The organism is Methylophilus aquaticus, from assembly GCF_030769565.1.
GTDB classification, from domain to species: Bacteria; Pseudomonadota; Gammaproteobacteria; order Burkholderiales; family Methylophilaceae; genus Methylophilus; species Methylophilus aquaticus.
This window is the reverse complement of record NZ_JAVCAP010000014.1, coordinates 172706-195235: the sequence shown is the minus strand read 5'-3', so window position 1 is coordinate 195235 and position 22530 is coordinate 172706. Positions and strand designations below refer to the sequence as shown.

22 protein-coding genes and 1 tRNA gene are annotated in these 22530 nt (G+C 49.2%); 15 read left to right on the top strand and 8 right to left on the bottom strand.

All coding sequences use genetic code 11. From position 1 onward, the window contains the following. Positions 1–210: 210 nt before the first annotated feature. The 3 genes from Q9291_RS07420 to dhaK all read left to right on the top strand — a co-directional run bounded on the left by Q9291_RS07420 (position 211) and on the right by dhaK (position 2050). A tRNA-Arg gene (locus Q9291_RS07420) sits at positions 211–287 on the top strand. 96 nt (positions 288–383) lie between these two features. Then, positions 384–1025: a dihydroxyacetone kinase subunit DhaL gene (gene dhaL / locus Q9291_RS07415; protein WP_306389393.1), complete on the top strand. Its 642-nt coding sequence runs from the start codon at positions 384–386 to the stop codon at positions 1023–1025. Between the two features lie 26 nt (positions 1026–1051). Continuing rightward, on the top strand, positions 1052–2050 hold the full coding sequence (gene dhaK / locus Q9291_RS07410; protein ID WP_306389392.1) for a dihydroxyacetone kinase subunit DhaK: 999 nt from the start codon (positions 1052–1054) through the stop codon (positions 2048–2050). A 3-nt stretch (positions 2051–2053) separates the two neighbouring features. Here the strand turns inward: dhaK and Q9291_RS07405 are convergent, their stop codons facing one another. After that, positions 2054–2311 carry a hypothetical protein gene (locus tag Q9291_RS07405; RefSeq protein ID WP_306389391.1) on the bottom strand — a complete coding sequence of 86 codons (258 nt, stop codon included), beginning with the start codon at positions 2309–2311 and terminating at the stop codon, positions 2054–2056. A 15-nt stretch (positions 2312–2326) separates the two neighbouring features. Then, complete coding sequence (glnE, locus tag Q9291_RS07400; protein ID WP_306389390.1) at positions 2327–5044, bottom strand: bifunctional [glutamate--ammonia ligase]-adenylyl-L-tyrosine phosphorylase/[glutamate--ammonia-ligase] adenylyltransferase; 2718 nt, start codon at positions 5042–5044, stop codon at positions 2327–2329. 132 nt (positions 5045–5176) lie between these two features. Here glnE and acs point away from each other — a divergent pair, with 132 nt between their 5' ends. From acs to Q9291_RS07380, 4 genes are all read left to right on the top strand, one after another. Beyond that, entirely contained in the window at positions 5177–7153 is a 1977-nt protein-coding gene (gene acs, locus Q9291_RS07395) for an acetate--CoA ligase (RefSeq protein WP_306389389.1), read from the top strand. 372 nt (positions 7154–7525) lie between these two features. Then, on the top strand, positions 7526–9100 hold the full coding sequence (locus Q9291_RS07390; protein ID WP_306389388.1) for a peptide chain release factor 3: 1575 nt from the start codon (positions 7526–7528) through the stop codon (positions 9098–9100). 32 nt (positions 9101–9132) lie between these two features. Then, on the top strand, positions 9133–9609 hold the full coding sequence (locus tag Q9291_RS07385) for an ASCH domain-containing protein (protein ID WP_306389387.1): 477 nt from the start codon (positions 9133–9135) through the stop codon (positions 9607–9609). A gap of 71 nt (positions 9610–9680) precedes the next feature. Further along, a complete protein-coding gene (locus Q9291_RS07380; RefSeq protein WP_306389386.1) occupies positions 9681–10073 on the top strand; it encodes a YchJ family protein in 393 nt (130 codons plus the stop codon). Here Q9291_RS07380 and Q9291_RS07375 read toward each other — a convergent pair. Together Q9291_RS07375 and prfB are read right to left on the bottom strand one after the other, a co-directional pair. Beyond that, positions 10070–10357, bottom strand: a complete 288-nt coding sequence (locus tag Q9291_RS07375) for an EF-hand domain-containing protein (RefSeq protein ID WP_306389385.1) — start codon at positions 10355–10357, stop codon at positions 10070–10072. The two genes, Q9291_RS07380 and Q9291_RS07375, sit on opposite strands and share 4 nt — an antisense overlap. Before the next feature lie 140 nt (positions 10358–10497). Beyond that, positions 10498–11602, bottom strand: a protein-coding gene (prfB, locus tag Q9291_RS07370; protein WP_306389384.1) for a peptide chain release factor 2 whose coding sequence is annotated in 2 segments (ribosomal slippage) — positions 10498–11520 and positions 11522–11602 — 1104 coding nt in all. Because the reading frame shifts where the segments join, the coding sequence is not laid out codon by codon here. Between the two features lie 168 nt (positions 11603–11770). On the opposite strand from prfB, the gene Q9291_RS07365 reads away from it, so the two are divergent. The 6 genes from Q9291_RS07365 (at position 11771) to pstB (ending at position 17425) form a co-directional block, all read left to right on the top strand. Further along, positions 11771–12427 (top strand): DUF47 domain-containing protein, encoded by a 657-nt coding sequence (locus Q9291_RS07365; RefSeq protein WP_306389383.1) that lies wholly within the window; start codon positions 11771–11773, stop codon positions 12425–12427. Between the two features lie 8 nt (positions 12428–12435). After that, on the top strand, positions 12436–13437 hold the full coding sequence (locus Q9291_RS07360) for an inorganic phosphate transporter (protein WP_306389382.1): 1002 nt from the start codon (positions 12436–12438) through the stop codon (positions 13435–13437). Positions 13438–13555: 118 nt separating this feature from the next. Further along, positions 13556–14551, top strand: coding sequence for a PstS family phosphate ABC transporter substrate-binding protein (locus Q9291_RS07355; protein WP_306389381.1), 996 nt, complete (start codon positions 13556–13558; stop codon positions 14549–14551). Between the two features lie 113 nt (positions 14552–14664). Next, the gene (gene pstC, locus Q9291_RS07350) at positions 14665–15591 is read left to right on the top strand and encodes a phosphate ABC transporter permease subunit PstC (RefSeq protein ID WP_306389527.1); all 927 of its coding nucleotides are present in this window, start codon (positions 14665–14667) and stop codon (positions 15589–15591) included. Between the two features lie 87 nt (positions 15592–15678). Then, positions 15679–16617 carry a phosphate ABC transporter permease PstA gene (gene pstA / locus Q9291_RS07345; protein ID WP_306389380.1) on the top strand — a complete coding sequence of 313 codons (939 nt, stop codon included), beginning with the start codon at positions 15679–15681 and terminating at the stop codon, positions 16615–16617. Positions 16618–16645: 28 nt separating this feature from the next. Beyond that, complete coding sequence (gene pstB / locus Q9291_RS07340; protein ID WP_306389379.1) at positions 16646–17425, top strand: phosphate ABC transporter ATP-binding protein PstB; 780 nt, start codon at positions 16646–16648, stop codon at positions 17423–17425. Between the two features lie 106 nt (positions 17426–17531). Here pstB and Q9291_RS07335 read toward each other — a convergent pair whose 3' ends face one another. Both Q9291_RS07335 and Q9291_RS07330 read right to left on the bottom strand, forming a co-directional pair. After that, positions 17532–17894, bottom strand: coding sequence for a putative quinol monooxygenase (locus tag Q9291_RS07335; RefSeq protein ID WP_306389378.1), 363 nt, complete (start codon positions 17892–17894; stop codon positions 17532–17534). Positions 17895–18058: 164 nt separating this feature from the next. Beyond that, complete coding sequence (locus tag Q9291_RS07330) at positions 18059–19255, bottom strand: glycosyltransferase (RefSeq protein ID WP_306389377.1); 1197 nt, start codon at positions 19253–19255, stop codon at positions 18059–18061. Positions 19256–19386: 131 nt separating this feature from the next. On the opposite strand from Q9291_RS07330, the gene Q9291_RS07325 reads away from it, so the two are divergent. Together Q9291_RS07325 and Q9291_RS07320 are read left to right on the top strand one after the other, a co-directional pair. Next, entirely contained in the window at positions 19387–20250 is an 864-nt protein-coding gene (locus tag Q9291_RS07325) for a zinc dependent phospholipase C family protein (protein WP_306389376.1), read from the top strand. A 186-nt stretch (positions 20251–20436) separates the two neighbouring features. Further along, positions 20437–21594: a metallophosphoesterase gene (locus tag Q9291_RS07320; RefSeq protein WP_306389375.1), complete on the top strand. Its 1158-nt coding sequence runs from the start codon at positions 20437–20439 to the stop codon at positions 21592–21594. Between the two features lie 11 nt (positions 21595–21605). Here the strand turns inward: Q9291_RS07320 and Q9291_RS07315 are convergent, their stop codons facing one another. Next, positions 21606–22139: a phosphatase PAP2 family protein gene (locus tag Q9291_RS07315; protein ID WP_306389374.1), complete on the bottom strand. Its 534-nt coding sequence runs from the start codon at positions 22137–22139 to the stop codon at positions 21606–21608. A gap of 109 nt (positions 22140–22248) precedes the next feature. Next, the gene (locus tag Q9291_RS07310) at positions 22249–22530 is read right to left on the bottom strand and encodes a DUF2818 family protein (RefSeq protein ID WP_306389373.1); all 282 of its coding nucleotides are present in this window, start codon (positions 22528–22530) and stop codon (positions 22249–22251) included.

Genomic DNA, 22530 nt, shown 5'->3' with positions numbered 1-22530 from the left:
ATTTAACCAACCGACTATTGTTAAAAAAAACAGGAATATTCCCCTTAATTCCAGCAATTATGCATAGATAGAAAATACTTCCTGTAGGGAGCGATATATTGAAAAAATTGCAAAAAAGCATTTATAAAAAGCCGATACATGCTAATCTAATGCCCACTCATTTTTGATAGCATGGCCGCACTGGCAATTAAAAAGCTGGGTAAAAACAAAGTCCCTGTAGCTCAGTAGGATAGAGCACATTCCTCCTAAGAATGGGGTCGCACGTTCGATTCGTGTCAGGGACGCCATCTACACTTAAACATTCAAGTTTGCACCCTTTCCTTGCCGGTCACCGATACTTATGAGTTAAGATGCAATTCTTGAATCATGAATAGCGTACGTATATGCAAAGTAAATGGATTAATCAAGCTGCACTAAAAATCCAGCAATCAATACTGAAACACGAAGCCGATATTGAGTGCCTGGATCGAGAAATCGGCGATGGCGACCACTACATCAATATGAAACGCGGCTGTGAAGCCATTAGCAAAATGGCTGAAGAACTTGAAGGCTTCAATGCCCCTGATGCTCTCAATAAAATTGGCATGAAACTACTCAGCACTATCGGCGGAGCATCTGGTCCATTGTTTGCCAGCTTTTTTATGGGCATGAGTAAACACCTTAAAAGTGTTGAAACAGCGGGCAATTTAGACATTGCACTAGCGTTTGAGGCGGGCGTGCACGCGATCATGCAGCGTGGCAAAGCGCAAGCAGGCGAAAAAACCATGCTGGATGTATTGATTCCTGTGGCCGAAAATTTTAAACAACAGGCAAAAAACGGGCAGTCAGCCAACGAAATTGCAGATGCACTTAAATTGGTAGCATCACAGGGATTGGAATCTACACGTAATATGCTCGCCACCAAGGGGCGTGCCTCAGGTTTGGGTGAGCGGGCAATTGGTCACCTGGATGCTGGTGCCAAAAGCTGCCAAGTTATGGTTCATGCAGTATGTGATCTGATATTAGAATCCACAAAAATACAATAAAAGGCAACAGGCATCAGGAGATAACGATGAAAAAATTCATCAACAATATAGACAATATGCTTCACGAAAGTCTAGCTGGGTTTGCAACTGCACACAGCGATTTGATCTCAATACAATTTGAACCAACATTTGTATGCCGTAAACACAAAGCTGAGCAGAAGGTGGCCATCATATCAGGTGGCGGCTCAGGGCACGAGCCTCTGCATGCAGGTTATGTTGGCAAAGGCATGCTCGACGCGGCCTGCCCCGGTCAGGTATTCACCTCTCCCACGCCCGACCAGATGCTGGCTGCCGCTGAAGCGGTACATGCCAACAAAGGCGTGCTGTTTATTGTCAAAAATTATGCGGGCGATGTAATGAACTTCGAAATGGCAGCAGAAATGTTACCGTTTGCCCATGCCACTGTTCTGACCAGCGACGATTGCGCTGTAATAAACAGCACATATACCTCAGGGCGACGGGGCGTCGCAGGGACAGTGATTGTGGAGAAATGCGTTGGCGGGCTGGCTGAAACTGGTGCAGATTTGGCCGCATGCGAGGCGTTTGGCAACCACATTAATGCACACACTTCCAGTATAGGGGTAGCACTGACAAGTTGCACCGTCCCGGCAGCCGGTAGGCCGACGTTTGATATTTCCGATACCGAAATCGAAATGGGTGTCGGCATCCACGGAGAACCAGGCAGAAAACGTGAAGCCATGCGGGAAGCAGACGCACTGGTGAATGATATGGTTGCTGCCATCATGCATGACTTTGAGACAAAGCAATTGCCACTACGTGGTGAAGTTCTGCTGTTGGTCAACGGACTGGGAGCAACACCGTTAATGGAACTCTATGTGATGTACAACACGGCCGCCAAGCTACTGCAAAGCAAGGGCTTGCATATTGCCCGCAGCCTGGTTGGCAACTACACCACGGCAATAGACATGGCAGGCGCATCATTAACCGTGTGCATGCTCGATGATAAAATCAAACAGTATTGGGACAGTGCAGTACACACCCCCGCGCTACGATGGGGGCTTTAGCGGCTACCAACTGCCGTGACGATCAATCCATATGAGTGCAACCCAATACCAAATGGTCATTGGCAGCATTGATAAGAACCACTCCCAATCATCAAAAACAAATATTTGTGCTACAAGCGGTGCATCACTGTAGCGTGACCAAGGAAAACAATACAGTGTGAATACAGCGCAAACTATAGTGAGCCAGCAAGCCACTTTTCGACGGCTTACATTCGCATAGACAACTTTTACCCACCAAGGGGCTTGGTCAATATTTTTCATATTACTTTCTGCTGATTAATTAAACACTAATTGCCATGCATCATCGACCACTGCTCGTTGCGCCAGCATCTCGCTATCGGCCACTATCGCTTCCTGCCCTTGCAATTTTGCATGATGAATAAAAGTCCGGTAATCACGATAGGCTGCTGCAACTTGCTCGGCAAACTGAGCAGAAGGCAACAGCCCTAAACTGGCGCATCGCTGCAAAAGGGCAATATTACCAATATTCTCGGTCAGGCCACCGTGTTTTGTGGCATAGGCAAGTACCAAATACTGTACAACAAACTCGACATCAACAATACCGCCTCTGCCCTGCTTGATATCAAATGTGCCGACCTTTGATTTATGGGCTTCGCGCATTTTCTCACGCATCGCGCTGATTTCAGCTTTCAACTGCAAGGGTTCGCGCGGTTGACACAGTATTTGATGGCGAATATGCTCGAATGCCGCCCCAATAGCAGGCTCACCAGCCACGAATCGTGCTCGGGTAATCGCCTGATGCTCCCATACCCAGGCTTTACTGTTCTGGTAGTCATCAAACGCTTGCAGACTGCTGACCAAGAGCCCGCTGTTGCCGTCCGGACGCAACTGCAAGTCGGTTTCATAAAGCAGGCCAGCATTGGTTAAGGTGTTAAACCAGGTATTCAGGCGCTGAGCAAAACGCGCATAGACTTCCTGCGCATTTTCGGCCTCATCGTCATACAGAAAAATAATATCCAGATCAGATAAATAGCCCAGTTCTTTGCCCCCCAGCTTGCCATAACCAATGACCGCAAATTGTGGTATTTCACGATGCTTAAACGATAGGTTGTGCCAGACTGTTTGCAGACTGACTTGCAGAACCACCTCCGCCAACGCACTCAAATCGTCTGAAATCGCTTCTAATGGCAACGCTGTCATTAAGTCCTGTGCCGCAATCTTGAGCACATGGGCATGTTTGAAGTGACGAATGGCATCCATTTGCGCTTCCACATCGCCAGTCAACTGCTGCATCAGGCGTGACAATTCCGCCTTCACAACCGGCGCATCAATGCGCTTGAACAGCGTTTGCTTGTTGAGCAGTTCATCGAGCAATATTGGATGCGCAGAAACATACTGCGCAATCCACGGACTGGCTGCGCACAACTTCACAATCAGCGACAAAGCATCTGGAAACTCGGTTAGCAAAGCGAGATAACTGGCGCGACGGCAAATGCTTTCAAGCAAGTCCAGCGTTCTTATCAACGCGGTATCTGGCGTTGTGGCTTGTTGCTGGGCAGCCTCACGCAATAACAATGGCATCAGGCTGTCAAACCGTCGCCGACTTGATTCTGGCAGCTGCTGTATTTTTTGACTATTATGTGTATTTTGCAAAAGATGCCAAATATCTGCAGCCCGCGTGTAGCCTTGTGCTTGCAACCATTGCTCGGCATCACAGCCTGAAACGGTGCCTTGCCAGAGAGCAGACTCCTGCTGCAAACCTTCGCTTTGGCTATCTCTGAACGTATCGTCAAAAAAATGCTGTACCCGATCCCTGTGGCTGTTTAGCATCTGCATAAAGCTTGCCCAATCAGGCAGCCGCAACATATTGAGCAAATGCTGGCGATAGGTCTCTGATGCTGGCAGATCCTGAGTTTGCTGATCATCGATATACATTAAACGATGCTCGAGATTACGCAGGTAGAGATAGCTTTCTTTTAAGGCTTGGACATCCTCTTCAGGTAGCATCTCCCTCTCGGCAAGGCAGTCAAGTACTGCCAGCGTGGGCTTTATTTGCAGATCTGGCACCTGCCCGCCACGAATCAGCTGGAACAACTGGGCAATAAATTCGATCTCGCGGATCCCGCCCCGCCCCAGCTTGATATTGTCAGATAAACGGCGCTGCACCACATCACGCTGAATTTGCATTTTCAGGTCGCGCATGGAGGCATACGCATTAAAATCCAGATATTTGCGAAATATAAATGGCTTGATCAGTTTAGTGAGCGCCAGCGCCGGGCCATAGACCACTCGCCCTTTAATCCAGGCATAACGCTCCCACTCACGTCCGTAATTCTGATAATAGTCTTCCAGCGCATCCAGATTACACACCAGTGCGCCTTCCGAGCCAAAAGGGCGCAGGCGCATATCCACTCGAAATACGAAACCGTCCGCAGTCACCTCATCGAGTGCTGAGATCAATTTTTTACCCAAGCGCGTGAAGAAATCCTGATTACTGATGGATTTCTCTCCATCAGTCGCGCCATCGCATTCGTACGCAAAAATCAGGTCTATATCTGATGAAACGTTCAGCTCGAGGCCACCTAACTTGCCCATGCCTACCACAATCAATTGTTGAGGCTCACCAGCTGAATTGCGCGGGACACCATACACATTACATAACTGCGCATGGTAAAAATCTGCTGCACAAGCAATAGCGGCCTCAGCCATCGCGCTGGTTGTCTCGACCACCTCGTGAAAATCCGCAAGTGCATTAAGATCGCGCAGGATCATATGTGCAAGTAGAAACTGTCGGTTTTTTCTGATTTGTTGTAAAAATGTTGTTTCTTCAGAAATTATTTTATCTAAAAACAGATACTTAACATCTTTACTCTTATATCTTTTATATAAGTTATCTACCAAATCATTTATAAAATCTGTATGTTTTGTAACTAATCTGGCAAAAAACGGGCTACATTGAGCCGCATGTAGCAAATACGCGGCTTCTGTAGACGGAATCTGCTTTTCTGTTAGAATTTGGTCAAGTTGTTGCATGCGATATCGCTCTACTTTAATGGTGTGGTGATGCCTTGCGCGCTCGGAGAGTTTGTCAATTTAGAACCAGAACAATAATACCTGAGGTTCAACCTTACTTTCATTTTTTGACATTGATTTTTGGGGGACGACATGTCTATCGAATCTGTACTTCACGAACACCGCACTTTCACGCCGGAAGAGGCTTTTTCCAGCCAGGCGGCCGTGCCCAGTATGCAGGAATACCACCGTTTATGTGCCGAGGCCGCACAAGATTATGAAGGCTTTTGGGCCAAGCTGGCACGTGAGCTGCTGGTCTGGCATAAGCCTTTCACAAAGACCTTGAACGAAAGCGAGGCGCCTTTTTACAAATGGTTTGAAGATGGCAAGCTCAACGTTTCTGTCAACTGTCTGGATAAGCACCTAGACACCATCCCGAATAAAACGGCCATTATCTTTGAAGCGGATAATGGCGAGGTCAAAAACGTCACCTATAAAGAGCTGTACCATCAGGTCTGCCAGTTTGCCAACGGTTTAAAATCTCTCAACCTGGTCAAGGGCGACCGCGTCATCATCTATTTGCCAATGGGCATTGAAGCTGTGGTGGCCATGCAGGCTTGTGCCCGTCTGGGCATTATCCACTCAGTGGTGTTTGGCGGCTTCTCGGCCAAGAGCCTGAACGAACGTATTATCGACGCAGGTGCCGTGGCGGTGATTACTTCTGATGGCCAGTTCCGTGGCGGTAAAACCTTGCCGCTCAAACAGGCAGTAGACGAAGGCATGGCGATGGGCGGTTGCGAAAGCATCCGCGACATCGTCGTCTTTCAGAAAACAGGGCAAGACGTGGCCTGGAACGACCAGTGTATCTGGTGGCATGACCTGATTGCCGGTAAAGCAGACACCTGTGAGCCGGTGATGGTGGATGCAGAACACCCGCTATTCCTGCTCTATACCTCAGGCTCTACAGGCAAACCCAAGGGGGTACAACACAGTTCTGCCGGTTACCTGCTGCATGCAATGAACACCATGCGCTGGACTTTTGACATCAAGCCAGAAGACATATACTGGTGTACCGCCGATGTGGGCTGGATTACTGGCCACAGCTATGTGACTTATGGCCCGCTGGCCATGGGCGCCACACAAATTGTGTTTGAAGGTATCCCGACCTACCCCAATGCCGGCCGTTTCTGGCAAATGATACAACGCCATAAAGTCAGCGTTTTCTACACTGCACCTACGGCCATCCGTTCGCTGATCAAAGCCGGTGAAATGGATTACACCACCCATCCCAACCACTTTGAATTGTCCAGCCTGCGTTTGCTGGGCACCGTGGGCGAGCCCATCAATCCGGAAGCCTGGATGTGGTACTTCGAACAGGTGGGCGGCAACCGCTGCCCGATTGTCGATACCTTCTGGCAAACCGAGACTGGCGGCCATGTGATTACCCCATTACCAGGCGCCACGCCGCTGGTGCCGGGTTCCTGCACCCTGCCTTTCCCCGGCATTGATATCGATGTGGTGGATGAAACCGGCAAAGACATCCCCTGGGGCAATGGTGGCCTACTGGTCATCAAAAAACCCTGGCCCTCCATGATACGCACCATTTACAACGACCCGGAACGCTTCAAGAGCAGCTACTACCCGGCAGAACTGGGCGGCAAACTCTATCTGGCAGGCGATGGCGCCATCCGCGATACCAAAACCGGCAACTTCACCATCATGGGTCGGATTGACGATGTCTTGAATGTCTCCGGTCACCGTCTGGGTACTATGGAAATCGAATCCGCACTGGTGGCTAACCATCTGGTGGCCGAATCTGCTGTAGTTGGCAAACCGCACCCGATTAAAGGCGAATCTGTAGTGGCTTATGTAGTCCTCAAGGGAAAACGCCCGGAAGGCGAAGAGGCGAAGAAAATCGTTGCCGAGCTACGTGAGTGGGTAGGCAAGGAAATCGGCCCGATTGCCAAGCCGGACGAAATCCGTTTTGGGGACAACCTGCCCAAAACCCGCTCCGGAAAAATCATGCGCCGTTTGCTGCGTAGCCTGGCTAAAGGTGAAGAAATCACTTCGGATATTTCCACGCTGGATAATCCCGCCATACTGGAGCAACTGAAACAACCAGTGAACTAACGAAACAAGCTCAGAGAAGTGCGGGATTGCGACGCAGGCTAACCTTCAGCTTAAGCGCGAAGCGCAGCCGAAGCCACAATCCTGCCATACTTGACGAGCTAAAAGACGTCGTGAAGTAAACCGCCTGCATTCACGCGCAGGCGGGAAAACGTAGCTTGGCAGAGTTTTGAGAAGCGGACATCCAACCAAACAAGTGGTCAGTCAATGTGACATGCTACATAACATTGAGATGGATATCAGAAAGTAAAGCAATGGAAGGTTTGATTATCCTTGTGGCATTCGTGGCCGTGGCCATTTTCCTGATGCGAAAATAATCCGGGCAAGTCCTTGATTAGGTTAAAATAGCGCTTTTTTCCAAAGCGCACTTTTTTCATGTCCAGTTTGCAGCAAGAAGTTGAACGTCGGCGTACCTTTGCCATTATTTCTCACCCTGATGCGGGTAAAACCACCCTGACCGAAAAACTGTTATGGTTTGGTGGTGCGATTCAGGTGGCGGGTGAAGTACGTGGCCGTAAAGCGGCGCGTCATGCAACTTCTGACTGGATGGAACTGGAAAAACAACGCGGTATCTCGGTGACTTCTTCGGTCATGCAGTTCCCCTACCGTGCGCACATGGTCAACCTGCTCGACACGCCCGGCCATGACGACTTCTCGGAAGACACTTACCGCACTCTTACCGCCGTTGACTCGGCAGTGATGGTGATTGACTCGGTCAATGGTGTGGAAGCACAAACCATAAAACTGCTTAACGTCTGCCGCATGCGGGATACACCGATTATTACTTTTATCAACAAACTGGACCGTGAAAGCCGTGCGCCGATTGAGTTGCTGGATGAAATCGAAACCACGCTGGGCATGGAATGCGCGCCCATGACCTGGCCGATTGGTATGGGAAAGACCTTCCGTGGCGTATATAACCTGGTGACGGATAGTATTTTGTTCTTTGACCCACGTGCCGAAAAAGGGACGTCAGAAACCATACAGGGCATTGATAACCCTCGGCTGGATGAACTGATCGGTTATCAGGCGCAAGAACTGCGCGTAGATATCGAACTGGTGCGCGGCGCTTCAAATGAATTCAACAAAGAACGCTATTTAAGCGGCAAACAGACGCCAGTATTCTTCGGTTCGGCGGTGAACAACTTTGGCGTACAATCCCTGCTGGATGCCGTGGTTGACCTCTCGCCACCCCCGCAAGCCCGCCAGACAGCCACCCGTGCGGTGGCCGCCAATGAAGAAAAATTTGCGGGCTTTGTGTTTAAAATCCAGGCCAATATGGACCCCAAACACCGTGACCGCATTGCCTTTTTGCGCGTATGCTCGGGCCGGTTTGAGCGTGGCATGAAAATCAAGCAGGTGGCCTCGGGCAAAATGCTCAATGTGAACAACGCCATTACTTTTATGGCACAAGACCGCACCATCATGGATGAAGCGTACTCGGGCGACATTATTGGCATTCCCAACCACGGTACAATTAAGCTAGGCGACACATTTACAGAAAATGAAGCCCTTAAGTTTATCGGTATCCCAAGCTTTGCGCCGGAATTTTTCCGCCGAGCAAGGATTAAAAATCCTATGAAAATGAAACAGCTACAGATTGGACTTAAACAACTGTCTGAAGAGGGTGCTGCGCAACTGTTCCGCCCCTTGCTCTCGAATGATTTGATTTTGGGCGCAGTAGGCATGCTGCAATTTGATGTCGTGGCGCACCGGCTGGAGCACGAATATGGCGTCGATATGGTGTTTGAACCCTATGACTGCTACACCGCGCGCTGGCTCAAAGGCTCTGACGCAGATTTAAAAGCTATTGCAAACAAATACGGCTTTAATGTGGGTCTGGATAGCGCAGATGATTATGTCTATCTGGCGCCGAACCGCGTCAACCTGCAAATGGCGCAAGAGCGCTATCCGGATATTCAGTTTATGGAAACGCGGGAAATCGCCTAAATACTGGCGATAGCATTGTCGGATAGCCAGAGATGTCCACGTTAGCGCAGCCTGATTTCCCATCTGGTGTCATCAAGGCATTATCGTTCAAACAACCCGTTGCATGGCTAATTGCCAACGGCTATTTACTGGTAGATGACCGTAGCTGGGGCACATCCTACCGCGGGCCTATCCTCATACATGCCAGCAAAGGGCTGTATGAAGCGTATTATCAGTACATTAACTCTCATACCGACGTGCCTATCCCTGACAGGGATAAACTGGAATATGGCGGTGTGGTTGGCATTGCCCGCCTCGTGTTGTGCAGCAAGCCGGGGGAGTTACCCGCTGGCATGCGTGACGAGCAACGGGCCCACTTCGGCGGTGTGCATCAGGCGTATTATGGCTTTTTATTTGATCAAGCAAGACCATTACCGCGGATACCTTGCGCTGGCAAACTTGGCATTTTTGATATCAATGTCGATCAGCTGCTGGCTGCGCCACCAGCGGCACAGTCCGAATTATTTTAATGTATCCGTTTGCATGGGCACTTGCTTGCCTGGCTGGCGTATAAAGCGTATTTATAAGCAATGGAGTCATAATGAAAAACCGTTGTCCATGCCATAGCGGCACTTCTTATGCAGACTGCTGCCAGCCCTTGCATGCAGGCACAGCCGCGCCAGATGCAGAACGTCTGATGCGTTCGCGCTATAGTGCGTATGCGCTTAAATTGCCTGACTATATTCTAGAAACCTGGCATGCAAATACCCGTCCTGCCAGCCTGTCTCTGGCCGAATTAAATGGTATCAAATGGCTAAAATTGCAGGTGTTATCTTACCGCCAGACTGATGCCGGCCATGCCGAAGTGGCTTTTATGGCCACCTATCAGAGCGGCCAGCAGAAAAAGTCAATCCTGAAGGAACACAGTCTGTTTGAGTGTGTGGATGGACGCTGGTTGTATCTTGGTGAAAAGGGCCACCTACATAAAAATTAGTCGGGACCGTAAAAGCTTACCAGCCTGGCAAAGGAAGGGGAAACCTGTGCCGTGCTAGGTTCACTCAGCCAGTCTATAATCGCTAAATGGAGTTCATGTGGTGTCACGCGCGCGTCACCATCCTGATCCAGCGTGTGCATGAGTTGTTTCACCTCGTGCGCACTGACATCTTCCAGTGCGCGCCCCAATTCACGCTGCCCCAGATAGCCGCGTTTATCCACATCAAGTCGCAAGAATATGTTCTGCGTAAACTGTGCACTTACCGTACAAATAATACTCGCCATCTGATCACTCCCTCGCACTTGCTCTAAATCACAGGGTTATTGTAGGCGGTGGCTGTTGTAAACAGTGTATCGTACTGTAACGCTTTGTATCGCATTGCCTGCTTAACAAAAAGCCCGCCATCAGGCGGGCTTTTATTTGATCAAAGGCCCTGCTTCAGGCTTTCCATGATAAACGGGTCTAAATCCCCGTCCAGCACGCCTTGCGTATTGCCGATTTCGACATTGGTACGCAAGTCCTTGATACGTCCCTGATCCAATACATAGCTGCGAATCTGGTGTCCCCAGCCGATGTCGGTCTTGGCATCTTCCAGCGCCTGCTTTTCTTCGTTGCGTTTACTTAACTCAAGGTTATATAACGCGCCCTTCAGCATATTCATCGCCTCTTCTTTGTTGCGATGCTGAGAACGATCATTCTGGCACTGCACCACCACATTGGTCGGCAAGTGGGTAATCCGCACGGCTGAGTCGGTTTTGTTAATGTGCTGACCACCGGCACCACTGGCACGGTAGGTGTCAATCCGCAAATCCGCAGGGTTGATTTCAATTTCAATCGAATCATCCACTTCCGGAAAGATCTGCACACTGGCAAAGCTGGTGTGGCGCTTGGAGTTTGCATCAAACGGCGATTTACGCACCAGACGATGGACGCCGCTTTCTGTACGCAAGGTGCCAAAAGCATAATCACCGGTTACTTTAATAGATGCGCCTTTAATACCGGCAATATCGCCCTCAGACTCTTCCAGCACCTCCACTTTGAAGCCTTTGCGCTCCACATAGCGTAAATACATGCGTAACAGCATGCCTGCCCAATCCTGCGCTTCTGTACCGCCGCTGCCGGACTGAAACTCGATAAAGCAGTTGTTCGCATCCATGGGTTGCGAAAACATGCGTTTAAACTCCATGTCGGCGATGGTCTTTTCAATTTTCTGCACATCGTCGCTGACGCTTAACAAAGTATCGTCGTCATTTTCTTCACGCGCCATATCAAACAGTTCGCGGCTATCGCCCAGCGACTGTGCAACCGCGTCCAGCGTCATGACCACGTTTTCCAGCATGCGTTTCTCTTTGCCCAGTTTTTGTGCTTTTTCAGCGTCATCCCAGACTTTGGGGTCTTCGAGCAGACCGTTGACTTCCTCTAAGCGCTGCTGCTTGTTTTCGTAGTCAAAGATACCCCCTGAGCGATTGATGACGTGCACTTAAATCATTGAGCGCATTGGCAATAGCATTAAGTTGTTCGGCTTCCATAATTTCGGTCTAGGTCGTATAAAAGGCGCTATTATACAGTAGCTGTGCCAACGGTTAAGACCGTATCCCACTATCCATGCAGCCCGCCCATATATATTTTTGTCACATAATATGTCACAAAATAGTAAAATTACTGTCACAAAACTTGATACCTACAGGGAGCTCTCAATGGCGAATGCCACTTTTGGCCGAATCATGGCTGCAATCACCCCCAGAAATGAAAATTACTTTGTACTCTTTAACAATCTGGCTGATTGTGCTGTACGCGGTTCCAAAGTGCTGGCCCTGATGGCCGCCGTCGTTGATCAGGCAGGCTTCCAAACCCATTTTGCAGAAATCAGGAAAATCGAATCTGAAGCGGACGAATACACCAAAGAGATTTTGCTGTCTTTGCACAAAACCTTTATTACCCCGTTTGACCGCCGAGAAATCCGTGAGCTGGCTATGGCGCTGGATGACATCATTGACTATATGGAAGCCATTCCACAAAGTGCAGAAATCTACGGTCACACCAAATTTACTCCTGAAATGGTCGCATTGGCCCAAATCCTTTTGCGTGCTTCCGAAAAAGTACAGGATGCTGTCCATATGCTGTCGGACATGAAAAATGCCGAGCGCATTTTGCGTACCTGTGAAGAAATCAGCAAAATTGAAGGCGAAGCCGACCATATCATGCGTTCTGGCATGCATCGCTTGTTCTCGGAAGATCATGATGCACGCACGCTGATCCGCTCAAAACAATTGTACGATCTGTTTGAAGAGGCCGTAGACAGCTGTGAAGATGTCGCCGACGTAATTCACGGCGTTGTGCTCGAACGTATCTAGGATCAGTCATGGATCATGTCCTTCTTGTCATGGCGGTGCTGGTCATCGTCGCTTTGATTTTCGACTTCATGAACGGTTTTCATGATGCAGCCAATTCAATTGCACTCATGGTTTCCACACGGTTGCTCACCCCGCAGGCGGCGGTGATCTGGGCCGCCTTCTTTAACTTTGTGGCTTTCCTGTTTTTTGGCCTGCATGTGGCAGATACCGTGGGAAAAGGCATTATCGACCCGAATATCGTGAACAATACAGTGGTATTTGGCGCCTTGTTTGGTGCGATTGCGTGGAACGTGATTACCTGGTGGTTCGGCATCCCTTCCTCCTCATCGCATGCACTGATTGGTGGCCTGATTGGGGCAGGCATGGCCCACTCTGGAACCAAGGGGGTGATTTTAGGCAGCAAACTCATCAGCACCGGCATTGCGATCATCCTTTCCCCACTGTTTGGCATGTTACTGGCAATGATGCTTTCGATTGGTATTTTGTGGGTGTTCCAAAAGTCTTCGCCCTATAAAATCGAGAGTCGCTTCAACAAAATGCAATTTATCTCCTCTTCATTGTTCAGCCTCGGTCACGGTGCCAACGATGCGCAAAAAACCATGGGGATCATTACGGTATTGTTATTTGCCAATGGCTATTTGCAAGGGGATTTCCATGTACCGTTCTGGGTGGTGATTGCCTGCCAGCTGGCCATGGGATTAGGAACCCTGTTTGGAGGATGGCGGATTGTGCGCACGATGGGCATGGGCATTACCCGCATTCGCCCGACCGGAGGCTTCTCTGCGCAGACCTCCGGCTCCATTGCCCTATTTTTAGCGACCAGCCTCGGCATTCCCGTTTCAACCACCCACACCATTACCGGCGCCATTGTCGGGGTAGGACTGTCACGCAGGGCCACTGCTGTGCGCTGGGGCCTGGCTTCACGGATTGTCTGGGCATGGGTGCTCACCATCCCCTGTGCCGCGATCATGGCCGCCTTTGCTTATCATATTGGCAAGGGCTTTTTATAAGGCATTCAGTAACAAAAAGGCGCACTAGGCGCCTTTTTCATTTTTTGTCACATTTTTGTCACATTATGTTTCTATGATCCACATCATTACAACAAACAAACACACTAGGAGTGTATAGATGAAATCCCAGCTGTTTCGCAACGCTTTAATGCTCTCTTTAATCACACAGGCATTCAGCATGAGCACATCCGCTATTGCGGCTGACAAGATCATCAAAATTGATGGCTCAAGCACCGTGTACCCTATTACTGAGGCGGTAGCCGAAGAATTTCAAAAAGCCAAAGGCGTAAAAGTCACAGTGGGCGAATCTGGCACAGGCGGTGGTTTCAAAAAATTCTGCCGCGGTGAAACAGATATTTCCGATGCTTCCCGTCCGATCAGCCAAAAAGAAATCGATGCCTGTAAAGAAGGTGGGGTGCAATTTATTGAACTGCCCATTGCCTACGATGCCTTGACCGTCGTCGTCAATGCTAAAAATGACTGGGTGAAGCAACTGACTGTTGCCGAGTTGAAAAAAGTCTGGGAACCAGGCTCTAAAATTAAAAACTGGAAACAATTGAACGCGACTTACCCCGACAAAGCCATGAACCTGTATGGCCCTGGGACCGCATCAGGCACATTTGATTACTTTACTGAAGCGGTGAATGGCAAATCCAAGGCCAGCCGCACCGACTACACGCCTTCTGAAGATGACAATGTGCTGGTACAAGGCGTCTCAGGCAACTTGGGCGGCATGGCTTATTTTGGCATGGCATACTATGAGGAAAACACTGACAAATTGAAAGCTGTGCCTGTGGTTGCCAAAGAAGGCGGTAAACCGGTTTTGCCTTCAGAAGCAACGGTGATGGATGGTACTTACCAACCACTTTCACGCCCAATATTTATTTATGTGAATGCCACTTCTGCAGCGTTTAAACCTGAAGTCAAAGCATTCGTAAACTTTTACCTGGAAAACGCACCAAAACTGGTAAAAGAGGTGAAATACGTGCCATTGCCTAAAGAGGATTATGATGCGGTAAAAACACATTTCAAAGCCATGAAACCGGGTACCGGATTTAACGGCACCTCAGAAGTGGGTATCAAAATAACTGACTTGCTCTCCAGAATCAAATAATATGAAAAACGGGGCTACACCAGCCCCTTTTTTTCAGGCTTATTCGAAATTCAAGTGATTTATCCGCTAAAATTCAACTCTCGGCAGACCAACACATTATGGCGACCCAAGCAATGCAAGCACCCATGGAATTGACCATCAGTCCCAGACTGGCAAAAAACATCCGTAGAAACGTCAAAGAACGCATCATCGAATTGATTTTGATGTTGGCCGCACTGACAGCCGTCGCGACGACCTTTGCGATTGTCGGGGTACTGTTGTATGAGTCAGTCAGTTTTTTCAAGACAGTCTCTGTTGTTGAATTCTTTACCGCCACCGAATGGACGCCGTTATTTGAAGATGCGCACTATGGCATCATGCCGCTGGTCTCTGGCACACTGACGACTTCTGCAATTGCACTGGCAGTGGCGGTGCCTATCGGGACGATTACGGCTATTTTCCTGTCCGAATTTGCATCGCACAAGGCACGCGAAACGGTCAAGCCGATTCTCGAGCTTTTGGTAGGTGTGCCCACTGTGGTATTTGGTTACTTTGCCTTGTTTTTTGTGACGCCATTGCTGCAGTCAGTGTACCCCGAGTTACCCAGCTTTAATATGCTGAGTGCAGGGATTGTGATGGGTGTGATGATTATTCCCTATATTGCATCCTTATCAGAAGATGCCATGCGTGCCGTACCCATGAGTATGCGCGAAGGTTCTTATGCGATGGGCGCAACGCGCTTTCAAACTGCCATCAAAGTGGTTGCCCCCGCCGCAACTTCAGGCATTGTAGCTGCCTACATTTTAGCCGTCTCGCGTGCTGTTGGTGAAACCATGGTGGTGGCCGTTGCCGCCGGTCAGCAACCGACATTAACATTCAATCCACTTGAAGGCGCAGCAACCATTACGGCTTATATTGTTCAGGTCGCCATGGGAGATTTGCCACATGGCAGCATCGGCTATCAGAGTATTTTTGCTGCAGGCCTGGTATTGATGGTGATGACATTGTCATTCAATATTATCGGGCACTGGATACGCAAAAAATATCGCGAACACTATTAATCGCCCCTGCAATAGTAGCTGTCTCAATATTGACATATCGCATCTATAAACTTAAAGCTAAACGCTTAGCTGCAAAGAGATCACCACATGGAACATAAAGCCTCCGTTATTGAAAATCTGGCCGAAGTACGCGCCATGATCAAACGCCACAAACGTAATGACACCTTATTTGCAGTCATTGGCCTGTGCGCATTAATGCTGGGACTGATTACCCTGATGCTGCTGTTCTGGCAATTGATTGCCGATGGCTATCCAAAATTCACCATCGACTTTTTAACCGAGTTTCCTTCCCGCCGCGCGGGTCAAGCCGGTCTGCTCTCTGCATGGGTAGGCTCGTTTCTGGTGATGTCAGTCACCTTTCTGACAGCCGTCCCTGTCGGTGTAGCGGCAGGCCTGTATCTGGAAGAGTATGCACCAAAAAACTGGTTTACTGACCTGATTGAAATCAACGTTTCCAACCTCGCGGGCGTCCCTTCCATTATTTATGGCTTGCTGGCGCTGGGGCTGTTTGTCTACATACTGGATCTGGGCCAAAGCATACTGACCGCTGGCCTGACGTTAGGTCTGCTGATTTTGCCGATTGTCATTGTCTCGACGCGGGAAGCGATCCGTGCCATTCCGGTCTCTATTCGTGAAGCGGCTTATGGCGTGGGAGCCACCAAATGGCAGGTGGTGTATGACCATGTATTCAAATACTCTTATGGCGGCATTTTAACCGGTGTGATTATTGGCATGGCCCGCGCCCTGGGTGAAACTGCCCCGATTATCACCATTGGCGCGCTGACCTTTATTGCATTCTTGCCGCCTAGCCCGATCACTGCCGAACCGCCATTTTTAAATTTTGAATGGCTGTCCTCAGGATTTACCGTGATGCCGATTCAAATGTTTAACTGGCTGTCACGTCCTGATCATGCATTTCATATCAACGCAGCCGCTACTGGTGCATTGATTATCATCGTCACTCTGCTGATGAACGGTACAGCCATCTGGTTGCGCTACAAAATTCGTAAAAACATTAAATGGTAATGCCACCAAAACGATATTAGGAAACAACATGGCGAACATTAACACTGCAATCAAAGCTGAAGCACGCGACCTGAACTTCTTTTACAGCAACGGCGCACGTGCCCTCAAAGGCATTTCGATGCCTTTGTATGAAAATAAAATCACAGCGCTCATTGGCCCTTCCGGTTGCGGAAAATCCACTTTTCTGCGTTGTTTCAACCGCATGCACGATCTTTACCCTGGCAATAAATACGAAGGTCAGATTGTTATGTACCCTGACAATACCAACGTGCTGGATGCAGGCGTGGATCCGATTGAAGTGCGCATGCGCATCAGCATGGTCTTCCAGAAACCTAACCCTTTTCCGAAGTCTATTTATGAAAATGTAGCCTATGGTTTGCGTGTGCGTGGTGAAAACAACAAGCGCATCATGGATGACAAAGTAGAAGAGGCCCTCAAGGGCGCAGCCCTGTGGAACGAAGTCAAAGACCGCCTGCATGACCTGGCCTTTAACCTCTCCGGTGGCCAGCAGCAACGGCTGTGTATTGCCCGTGCATTGGCCACTGACCCGGAAATCATGCTGTTCGATGAGCCAACCTCCGCACTAGACCCCATTGCAACCGCAAATATTGAAGAGCTGATGGTAGAACTGCGTAGCAAACTGACGATTCTGGTGGTAACCCACAATATGCAACAGGCCGCCCGCGTTTCTGACTATACTGCCTATATGTATCTGGGCGAGTTGATCGAATACGATGATACAGACCGGATATTTACCAACCCTGGACGAAAAGAAACAGAAGATTACATTACTGGAAAATTTGGCTAATCTTTGTAGTATGGTAGCCATTCAGGGTCGAAAAACGCCACTTTTTGTGGCGTTTTTTATTCGTCAGATGAAAGAAAATACTGTTTTAAATAGCTACCGTCTACGGCTAACGGCGGATACCCGACTCCAGGATAAAGAACTGTGGGTTAAGTGCTGCCAGCGGGCCTTTCAGCTTCTCGACCTCAGAAGCAGGTGCGTGCACTTCCAAGCGGGTGATTGTTGCTAATTTCAGTGCCTCGCCCAAGGGTTCAGCCACATTCTCAAGATGTGCCAGTAGGGCTTCTGCATGGCTATACCCTTCGCGACAATGTGCAGTATTGCCGCTGAATGAAAAGGCATAATGCAAACAACCCGCTTCGTTTCTGGTTTTTTCTAAAAATGAAGCTCCCAAGGCCTTAAAGGCAGGCAGATTCTCGGTAGGTACCTCAAAATATGGCACCAGGGTACAACATGTGTCCTGTGTAAACATTGTGATTATTCTCCTGATCAATAATGACGTCGTATGATGAATCCAATCACACGACATCTCTATCTTGGCGTGCACTGAATGCAACGTCAAGTGAGAATATTCAGCAGGTCACCTGTGCAGGAATCTGGCACCAAGCCTGTGAGGCATGGCATTGCAAGTAAAGCTCAAGAGATAGCAGTAGCCAGCAGTTGTTGATGCTCAGCAAACAACCGCTGGTAACACGCGAGCAATTTTTGCGCCTGCACATCGCTGGCCCATGTCTGCTCGACATATACCCGCCCTTGCTCACCTACCCGCTGACGAAATTTATGGTCAATGAGTAAAGTTTGTACCTGTTCGGCAAAATGCACCTCTTCATCTTTTGCAATCAATGCACCTTTTTCCTGAACCAGAATAGATGCAGTACCCAGTTCAGCAATGGCAACCACAGGGGTCGACTGCGCCATGGCTTCCAGCAATACCAATCCTTGCGTTTCACTTTTGGAGGCAAACACAAAGATATCGGCGGCCTGATAGGCAGCATTCAGCCCGATTTCACGATCAAGGTAGCCCAAGAACATTACATGTTGTTGCAATCTCTTTTCTTTGGACATTTTCTTCAGCATAGCTTCCGCAGGACCCTCACCCGTAATCACAAGCAGTACTTCCGGATGGTCCTGAATGACCAGATGCAGCATTTCAAGCAGAAACTGGATATTTTTTTCGTAAGCAACACGCCCCACGTAAAGCAGGAGTGGACGTTGTGATGGAATAGCATATTTTTGCCTGAATGCAGCACCATCACCGGGTACAAAACGCGAAGCATCCAGGCCCGTCGGAATCACCGACACTGGCGTTGTGACACCATATTGCTGTAACACATCGCGCATTTGTGCTGACGGAGAAACGACAGTATCCACTTGCTGACATTGTTTTTTGGAAACAAGCCTGGCAATATGCACCGCGATACTGCGTGGCACCCAAGGCAAGTAATGGTGCATATAGTCTTCAAAAAAGGTGTGGTAAGTTTCAATGACCGGAACTTGCAATTTTTTGGCAATGCGCACCCCCGCATAATGCGCAATAAATGGCGTGTGGATATGCACCACGTCATACTCACCGGGCTGCAAGTTGTCAACATATGCCATTAATGCAGACCATTTCATCAAATAATCTTCAGGATCAAAAACGATCTTGCGTGCCGCAATACGTGTAATCCAGGGTTCGTCATCCTTGCTCAATGCAGACTGGTGTGCATAATCGGGCGCAACCAAATGTACATCGTGCCCAAGCGCTCGCAAGCTCTGTGCAAATGTACGTATGCTAGTAGAAACCCCATTCACTCTTGGGAAATACACATCCGAAATCATCAAAACTTTCATGCAGTGACCCATATCATCATATTCCAACATAGCTTAACAATACTTCATGATGCTTTTGTGACGTATTTGCATTCACTTTTTATTCACACAGGCGTCATCTAAATGTCATCCATTGAACGCATCATGCGCGCATGACGAAAAAACTGTGCTGCCTGATACTTACACTGTTTTGTTTATTAGCCACTCCTGGTGAAGCACATGCATGGGGGCTCTATTCGCATGTCGCGTACACCCATGCCTTATTACAAGCCCTCCCCCTATTGCCATTGCCGATTCTGCGTGCCATTCAAAGTTATCCTGGCTTGGTCATGGCTGGGGCCTGCCTGCCTGATCTTGCAGTGGTATCAAGAAGCTTTAACCATAGTCACGGCTGGGGCGTAGGACAGCAACTACTGCAAACAAAAAATGATAGGCAACTTGCAATTGGAATTGGCTACAACATCCACTTGCTGACCGATGTGGTAGCCCACCAGCACTTTGTACCCACATTTGAGGCAAAGTGGAATCACGACAGCCTGCTCACGCATGCCGCCGCAGAATGGGCCATGGATGCTTATTTAAAACAGGCACATATTCCACACCCGCATCATTTATTGCGCTTGCATCAAAAAACGATTATAGAAACGCTGTCCATACAGCTGGATTATCCTGTGCACACGGCTAAAAAGGCTATTGGTCGATTAGCAACTGCAGACCAGGCGCTCAGGCTGTCACGCATTCCGCAATGGTTGCTGAACAGGTATCAACGCCTGGACAATGAGTTTGAAACCAAGCTTAAATATTACCGTGATCAGGTGACACTTGCTCTGCATGACTTGCCGCAATTATTACAAGGTGACTTTCCTTCACTGCATGCTGAGCATGTAAACCTCAGTATGGAGCAACTGGATGCATGGCGCAGTAAATGCCTGCAAGATGCCAGATTACGCCCCACCCGAGCTATTCGTGCATTTGAGCAGTACCAGCATCAATGGTTTAACCAACCAGACTGTTAGACTAGCCATGCTGCGCATGCGTCTGGGCATTGCAGGCGGTCCAATGCATCACACTCCACTACGCTGTTGCGACAGAGGGCACTCGATGGCGGTGGCAATGATGTGTGTGCAATGACTTGAATCTCAGCACGTAAACACCATATACCATTGATTGCTGTACTCTCACCGCCATTGATCGAAGGTCTTATGCCGCGTTTACGCTTCCTCATAATAACCACCACCCTGCTTGGCGTATTGCATTACTACATAGGCAGCCGGCTGTTGCATGATCTTTCCTCCTCAAATACATTGACCGTAGCGGCATGGTGTTTTCTTGGTGCCTCTGCCATACTGCAGCCACTCGGTTTTTTTGCGCGCGGCCTGCCAAATGCGCGACTGCGAGATGGGCTTAGCTGGGTGGCGATGACCGCCATGGGGGTATTCTCTTCATTACTGGTGTTTACCGTATTGCGCGACCTGATCCTGGTGATGATAGCCGCGCTGCATGGACTGGCTGTCATCTCTATTGATGTTGGCGCCCTGCAAAAAAACTCGGCCATCTTGACCATCGCTCTTGCTTTATCTGTCAGCCTGATAGGATTTTTCAATGCGCGCAGGCTGGCTCAGGTGATCAACATTGAGGTCCCGCTTCGCAACCTGCCCGCGCAACTGCATGGATTTCGTATAGTCCAGATCTCCGACATTCATGTAGGCCCCACAATCAAGCAAGGCTATCTGGCCCGTATTGTGGATCGTGTAAATACACTTGAGGCCGACCTGATTGCGATTACCGGGGATATGGTGGATGGTCGCGTGAGCGATCTTGCGCACCACACCTTGCCACTGTCGCGATTACAGGCGAGGCATGGCAGCTATTTTGTGACAGGCAACCACGAATACTATTCGGGTGCACTAGAGTGGATTAGCGAGCTGCAGCGGCTGGGTGTACACGTATTGCTGAATGAGCATGTTCAACTGTCGCACGATGGTGCGCTCTTGGTATTGGCGGGGGTCACTGACTACCATGCGGGGAGTTTTTATGACCACCACCACAGTGACCCGCATGCGGCGATGGCCGGTGCCCCACAGGCAGCACCCAGCATTCTGCTGGCACACCAACCGCGCAGTGCGCAAGCCGCATCCGCGGCAGGATTTGATCTCCAGCTGTCAGGACATACACATGGAGGTCAGTTCTGGCCATGGAACTACTTTGTACCTTTGCAGCAACCTTACACGGCAGGCATGCATCGCCTTGAGAACTTATGGGTATATGTCAGCCGTGGTACCGGTTATTGGGGACCTCCCAAACGCTTTGGAGCACCCTCAGAAATTACATGCCTGACGCTGGTCGCTGCCAATTTTTAAAAGATTGCTGTTCAAAACACATGCGCATACAGCAACACCAGGCCGTAACCAATAGCGGCCCCTGCCAATACATCGCTGGGGTAGTGCAAGCCTAGCACGACGCGTGACATGCCCACCAGTAATACAAACGGATAGATGACAGGAAACAGTTGCGGGTAATGTTGTACTGCCACCATGCCAAAGGCCACAGCATGCAGGGTGTGACCTGAGGGAAAACTGAAATAATCCAGTGGGGTACCGCTCAGCAATACATCCTGCCTGACCTGAAATGGGCGCGGACGACTGGTACGGTGCTTCAGCCATTTGTAAACCAAGGTACCCGTCAAGCCTGCGGTGAGCATATGCAAACATACATATAGTCCGGACTGACCTTGCGTCACTGCAATCACCGCCATCAGGATATACCAGAACATCCCATCGCCCATTCTTGAGATGGTGCGGAAAATCTGCCTGATACACCGGTATTGGCCAGTGTGGCTAACCTTGACACACAAGCGGCTATCCAAAGATTGTGCCCAGCCCAGATAATGTTGCAGTTTTAGCATCACAGCTCCTTAACGGGTGTCTACCCGTAACTACGCTTCGTTTTAGCGTAGTCTGACTGCCATGCTTGAAATTAACGTGAAGGATTCGTGAAATTAATGTGACGCACGCTTATTTCCAAAGCATGCGATAGATAAAACCTGGAAAGGACAGCACAATAAACAATGCCAGCGTAATGCTATAAAACTCCCAGCCTTGCGGCCAGACTTGCCCCATCACACTGCGTTCCACCAGAACAGCAATCCCTAGCATGATGAAGTAAGCCATTAACAGTTCGGCAAAACGCTGCCACAAGTGCTGCACAGAGCCATACAAACCGAGCCATTTATCCGAAATCCAGCCCAGATTGGCAAAAAACAGCATCAGCAGCAATAAGAGTAATTTGACTAACAT

What these genes read in the sequence shown, in the direction of transcription:
- pstB (WP_306389379.1), top strand. Translation starts at nt 16,646, where the DNA reads ATGGCGAACATTAACACTGCAATCAAAGCTGAAGCACGCGACCTGAAC.
- Q9291_RS07320 (WP_306389375.1), top strand. Translation starts at nt 20,437, where the DNA reads ATGCCGCGTTTACGCTTCCTCATAATAACCACCACCCTGCTTGGCGTA.
- Q9291_RS07330 (WP_306389377.1), bottom strand. Translation starts at nt 19,255, where the DNA reads ATGAAAGTTTTGATGATTTCGGATGTGTATTTCCCAAGAGTGAATGGG.
- Q9291_RS07405 (WP_306389391.1), bottom strand. Translation starts at nt 2,311, where the DNA reads ATGAAAAATATTGACCAAGCCCCTTGGTGGGTAAAAGTTGTCTATGCG.
- Q9291_RS07365 (WP_306389383.1), top strand. Translation starts at nt 11,771, where the DNA reads ATGGCGAATGCCACTTTTGGCCGAATCATGGCTGCAATCACCCCCAGA.
- Q9291_RS07385 (WP_306389387.1), top strand. Translation starts at nt 9,133, where the DNA reads ATGTCCACGTTAGCGCAGCCTGATTTCCCATCTGGTGTCATCAAGGCA.
- Q9291_RS07325 (WP_306389376.1), top strand. Translation starts at nt 19,387, where the DNA reads ATGACGAAAAAACTGTGCTGCCTGATACTTACACTGTTTTGTTTATTA.
- acs (WP_306389389.1), top strand. Translation starts at nt 5,177, where the DNA reads ATGTCTATCGAATCTGTACTTCACGAACACCGCACTTTCACGCCGGAA.
- Q9291_RS07335 (WP_306389378.1), bottom strand. Translation starts at nt 17,894, where the DNA reads ATGTTTACACAGGACACATGTTGTACCCTGGTGCCATATTTTGAGGTA.
- Q9291_RS07310 (WP_306389373.1), bottom strand. Translation starts at nt 22,530, where the DNA reads ATGTTAGTCAAATTACTCTTATTGCTGCTGATGCTGTTTTTTGCCAAT.
- pstC (WP_306389527.1), top strand. Translation starts at nt 14,665, where the DNA reads ATGCAAGCACCCATGGAATTGACCATCAGTCCCAGACTGGCAAAAAAC.
- Q9291_RS07355 (WP_306389381.1), top strand. Translation starts at nt 13,556, where the DNA reads ATGAAATCCCAGCTGTTTCGCAACGCTTTAATGCTCTCTTTAATCACA.
- Q9291_RS07390 (WP_306389388.1), top strand. Translation starts at nt 7,526, where the DNA reads ATGTCCAGTTTGCAGCAAGAAGTTGAACGTCGGCGTACCTTTGCCATT.
- dhaK (WP_306389392.1), top strand. Translation starts at nt 1,052, where the DNA reads ATGAAAAAATTCATCAACAATATAGACAATATGCTTCACGAAAGTCTA.
- Q9291_RS07315 (WP_306389374.1), bottom strand. Translation starts at nt 22,139, where the DNA reads ATGCTAAAACTGCAACATTATCTGGGCTGGGCACAATCTTTGGATAGC.
- dhaL (WP_306389393.1), top strand. Translation starts at nt 384, where the DNA reads ATGCAAAGTAAATGGATTAATCAAGCTGCACTAAAAATCCAGCAATCA.
- Q9291_RS07380 (WP_306389386.1), top strand. Translation starts at nt 9,681, where the DNA reads ATGAAAAACCGTTGTCCATGCCATAGCGGCACTTCTTATGCAGACTGC.
- pstA (WP_306389380.1), top strand. Translation starts at nt 15,679, where the DNA reads ATGGAACATAAAGCCTCCGTTATTGAAAATCTGGCCGAAGTACGCGCC.
- Q9291_RS07360 (WP_306389382.1), top strand. Translation starts at nt 12,436, where the DNA reads ATGGATCATGTCCTTCTTGTCATGGCGGTGCTGGTCATCGTCGCTTTG.
- Q9291_RS07375 (WP_306389385.1), bottom strand. Translation starts at nt 10,357, where the DNA reads ATGGCGAGTATTATTTGTACGGTAAGTGCACAGTTTACGCAGAACATA.
- glnE (WP_306389390.1), bottom strand. Translation starts at nt 5,044, where the DNA reads ATGCAACAACTTGACCAAATTCTAACAGAAAAGCAGATTCCGTCTACA.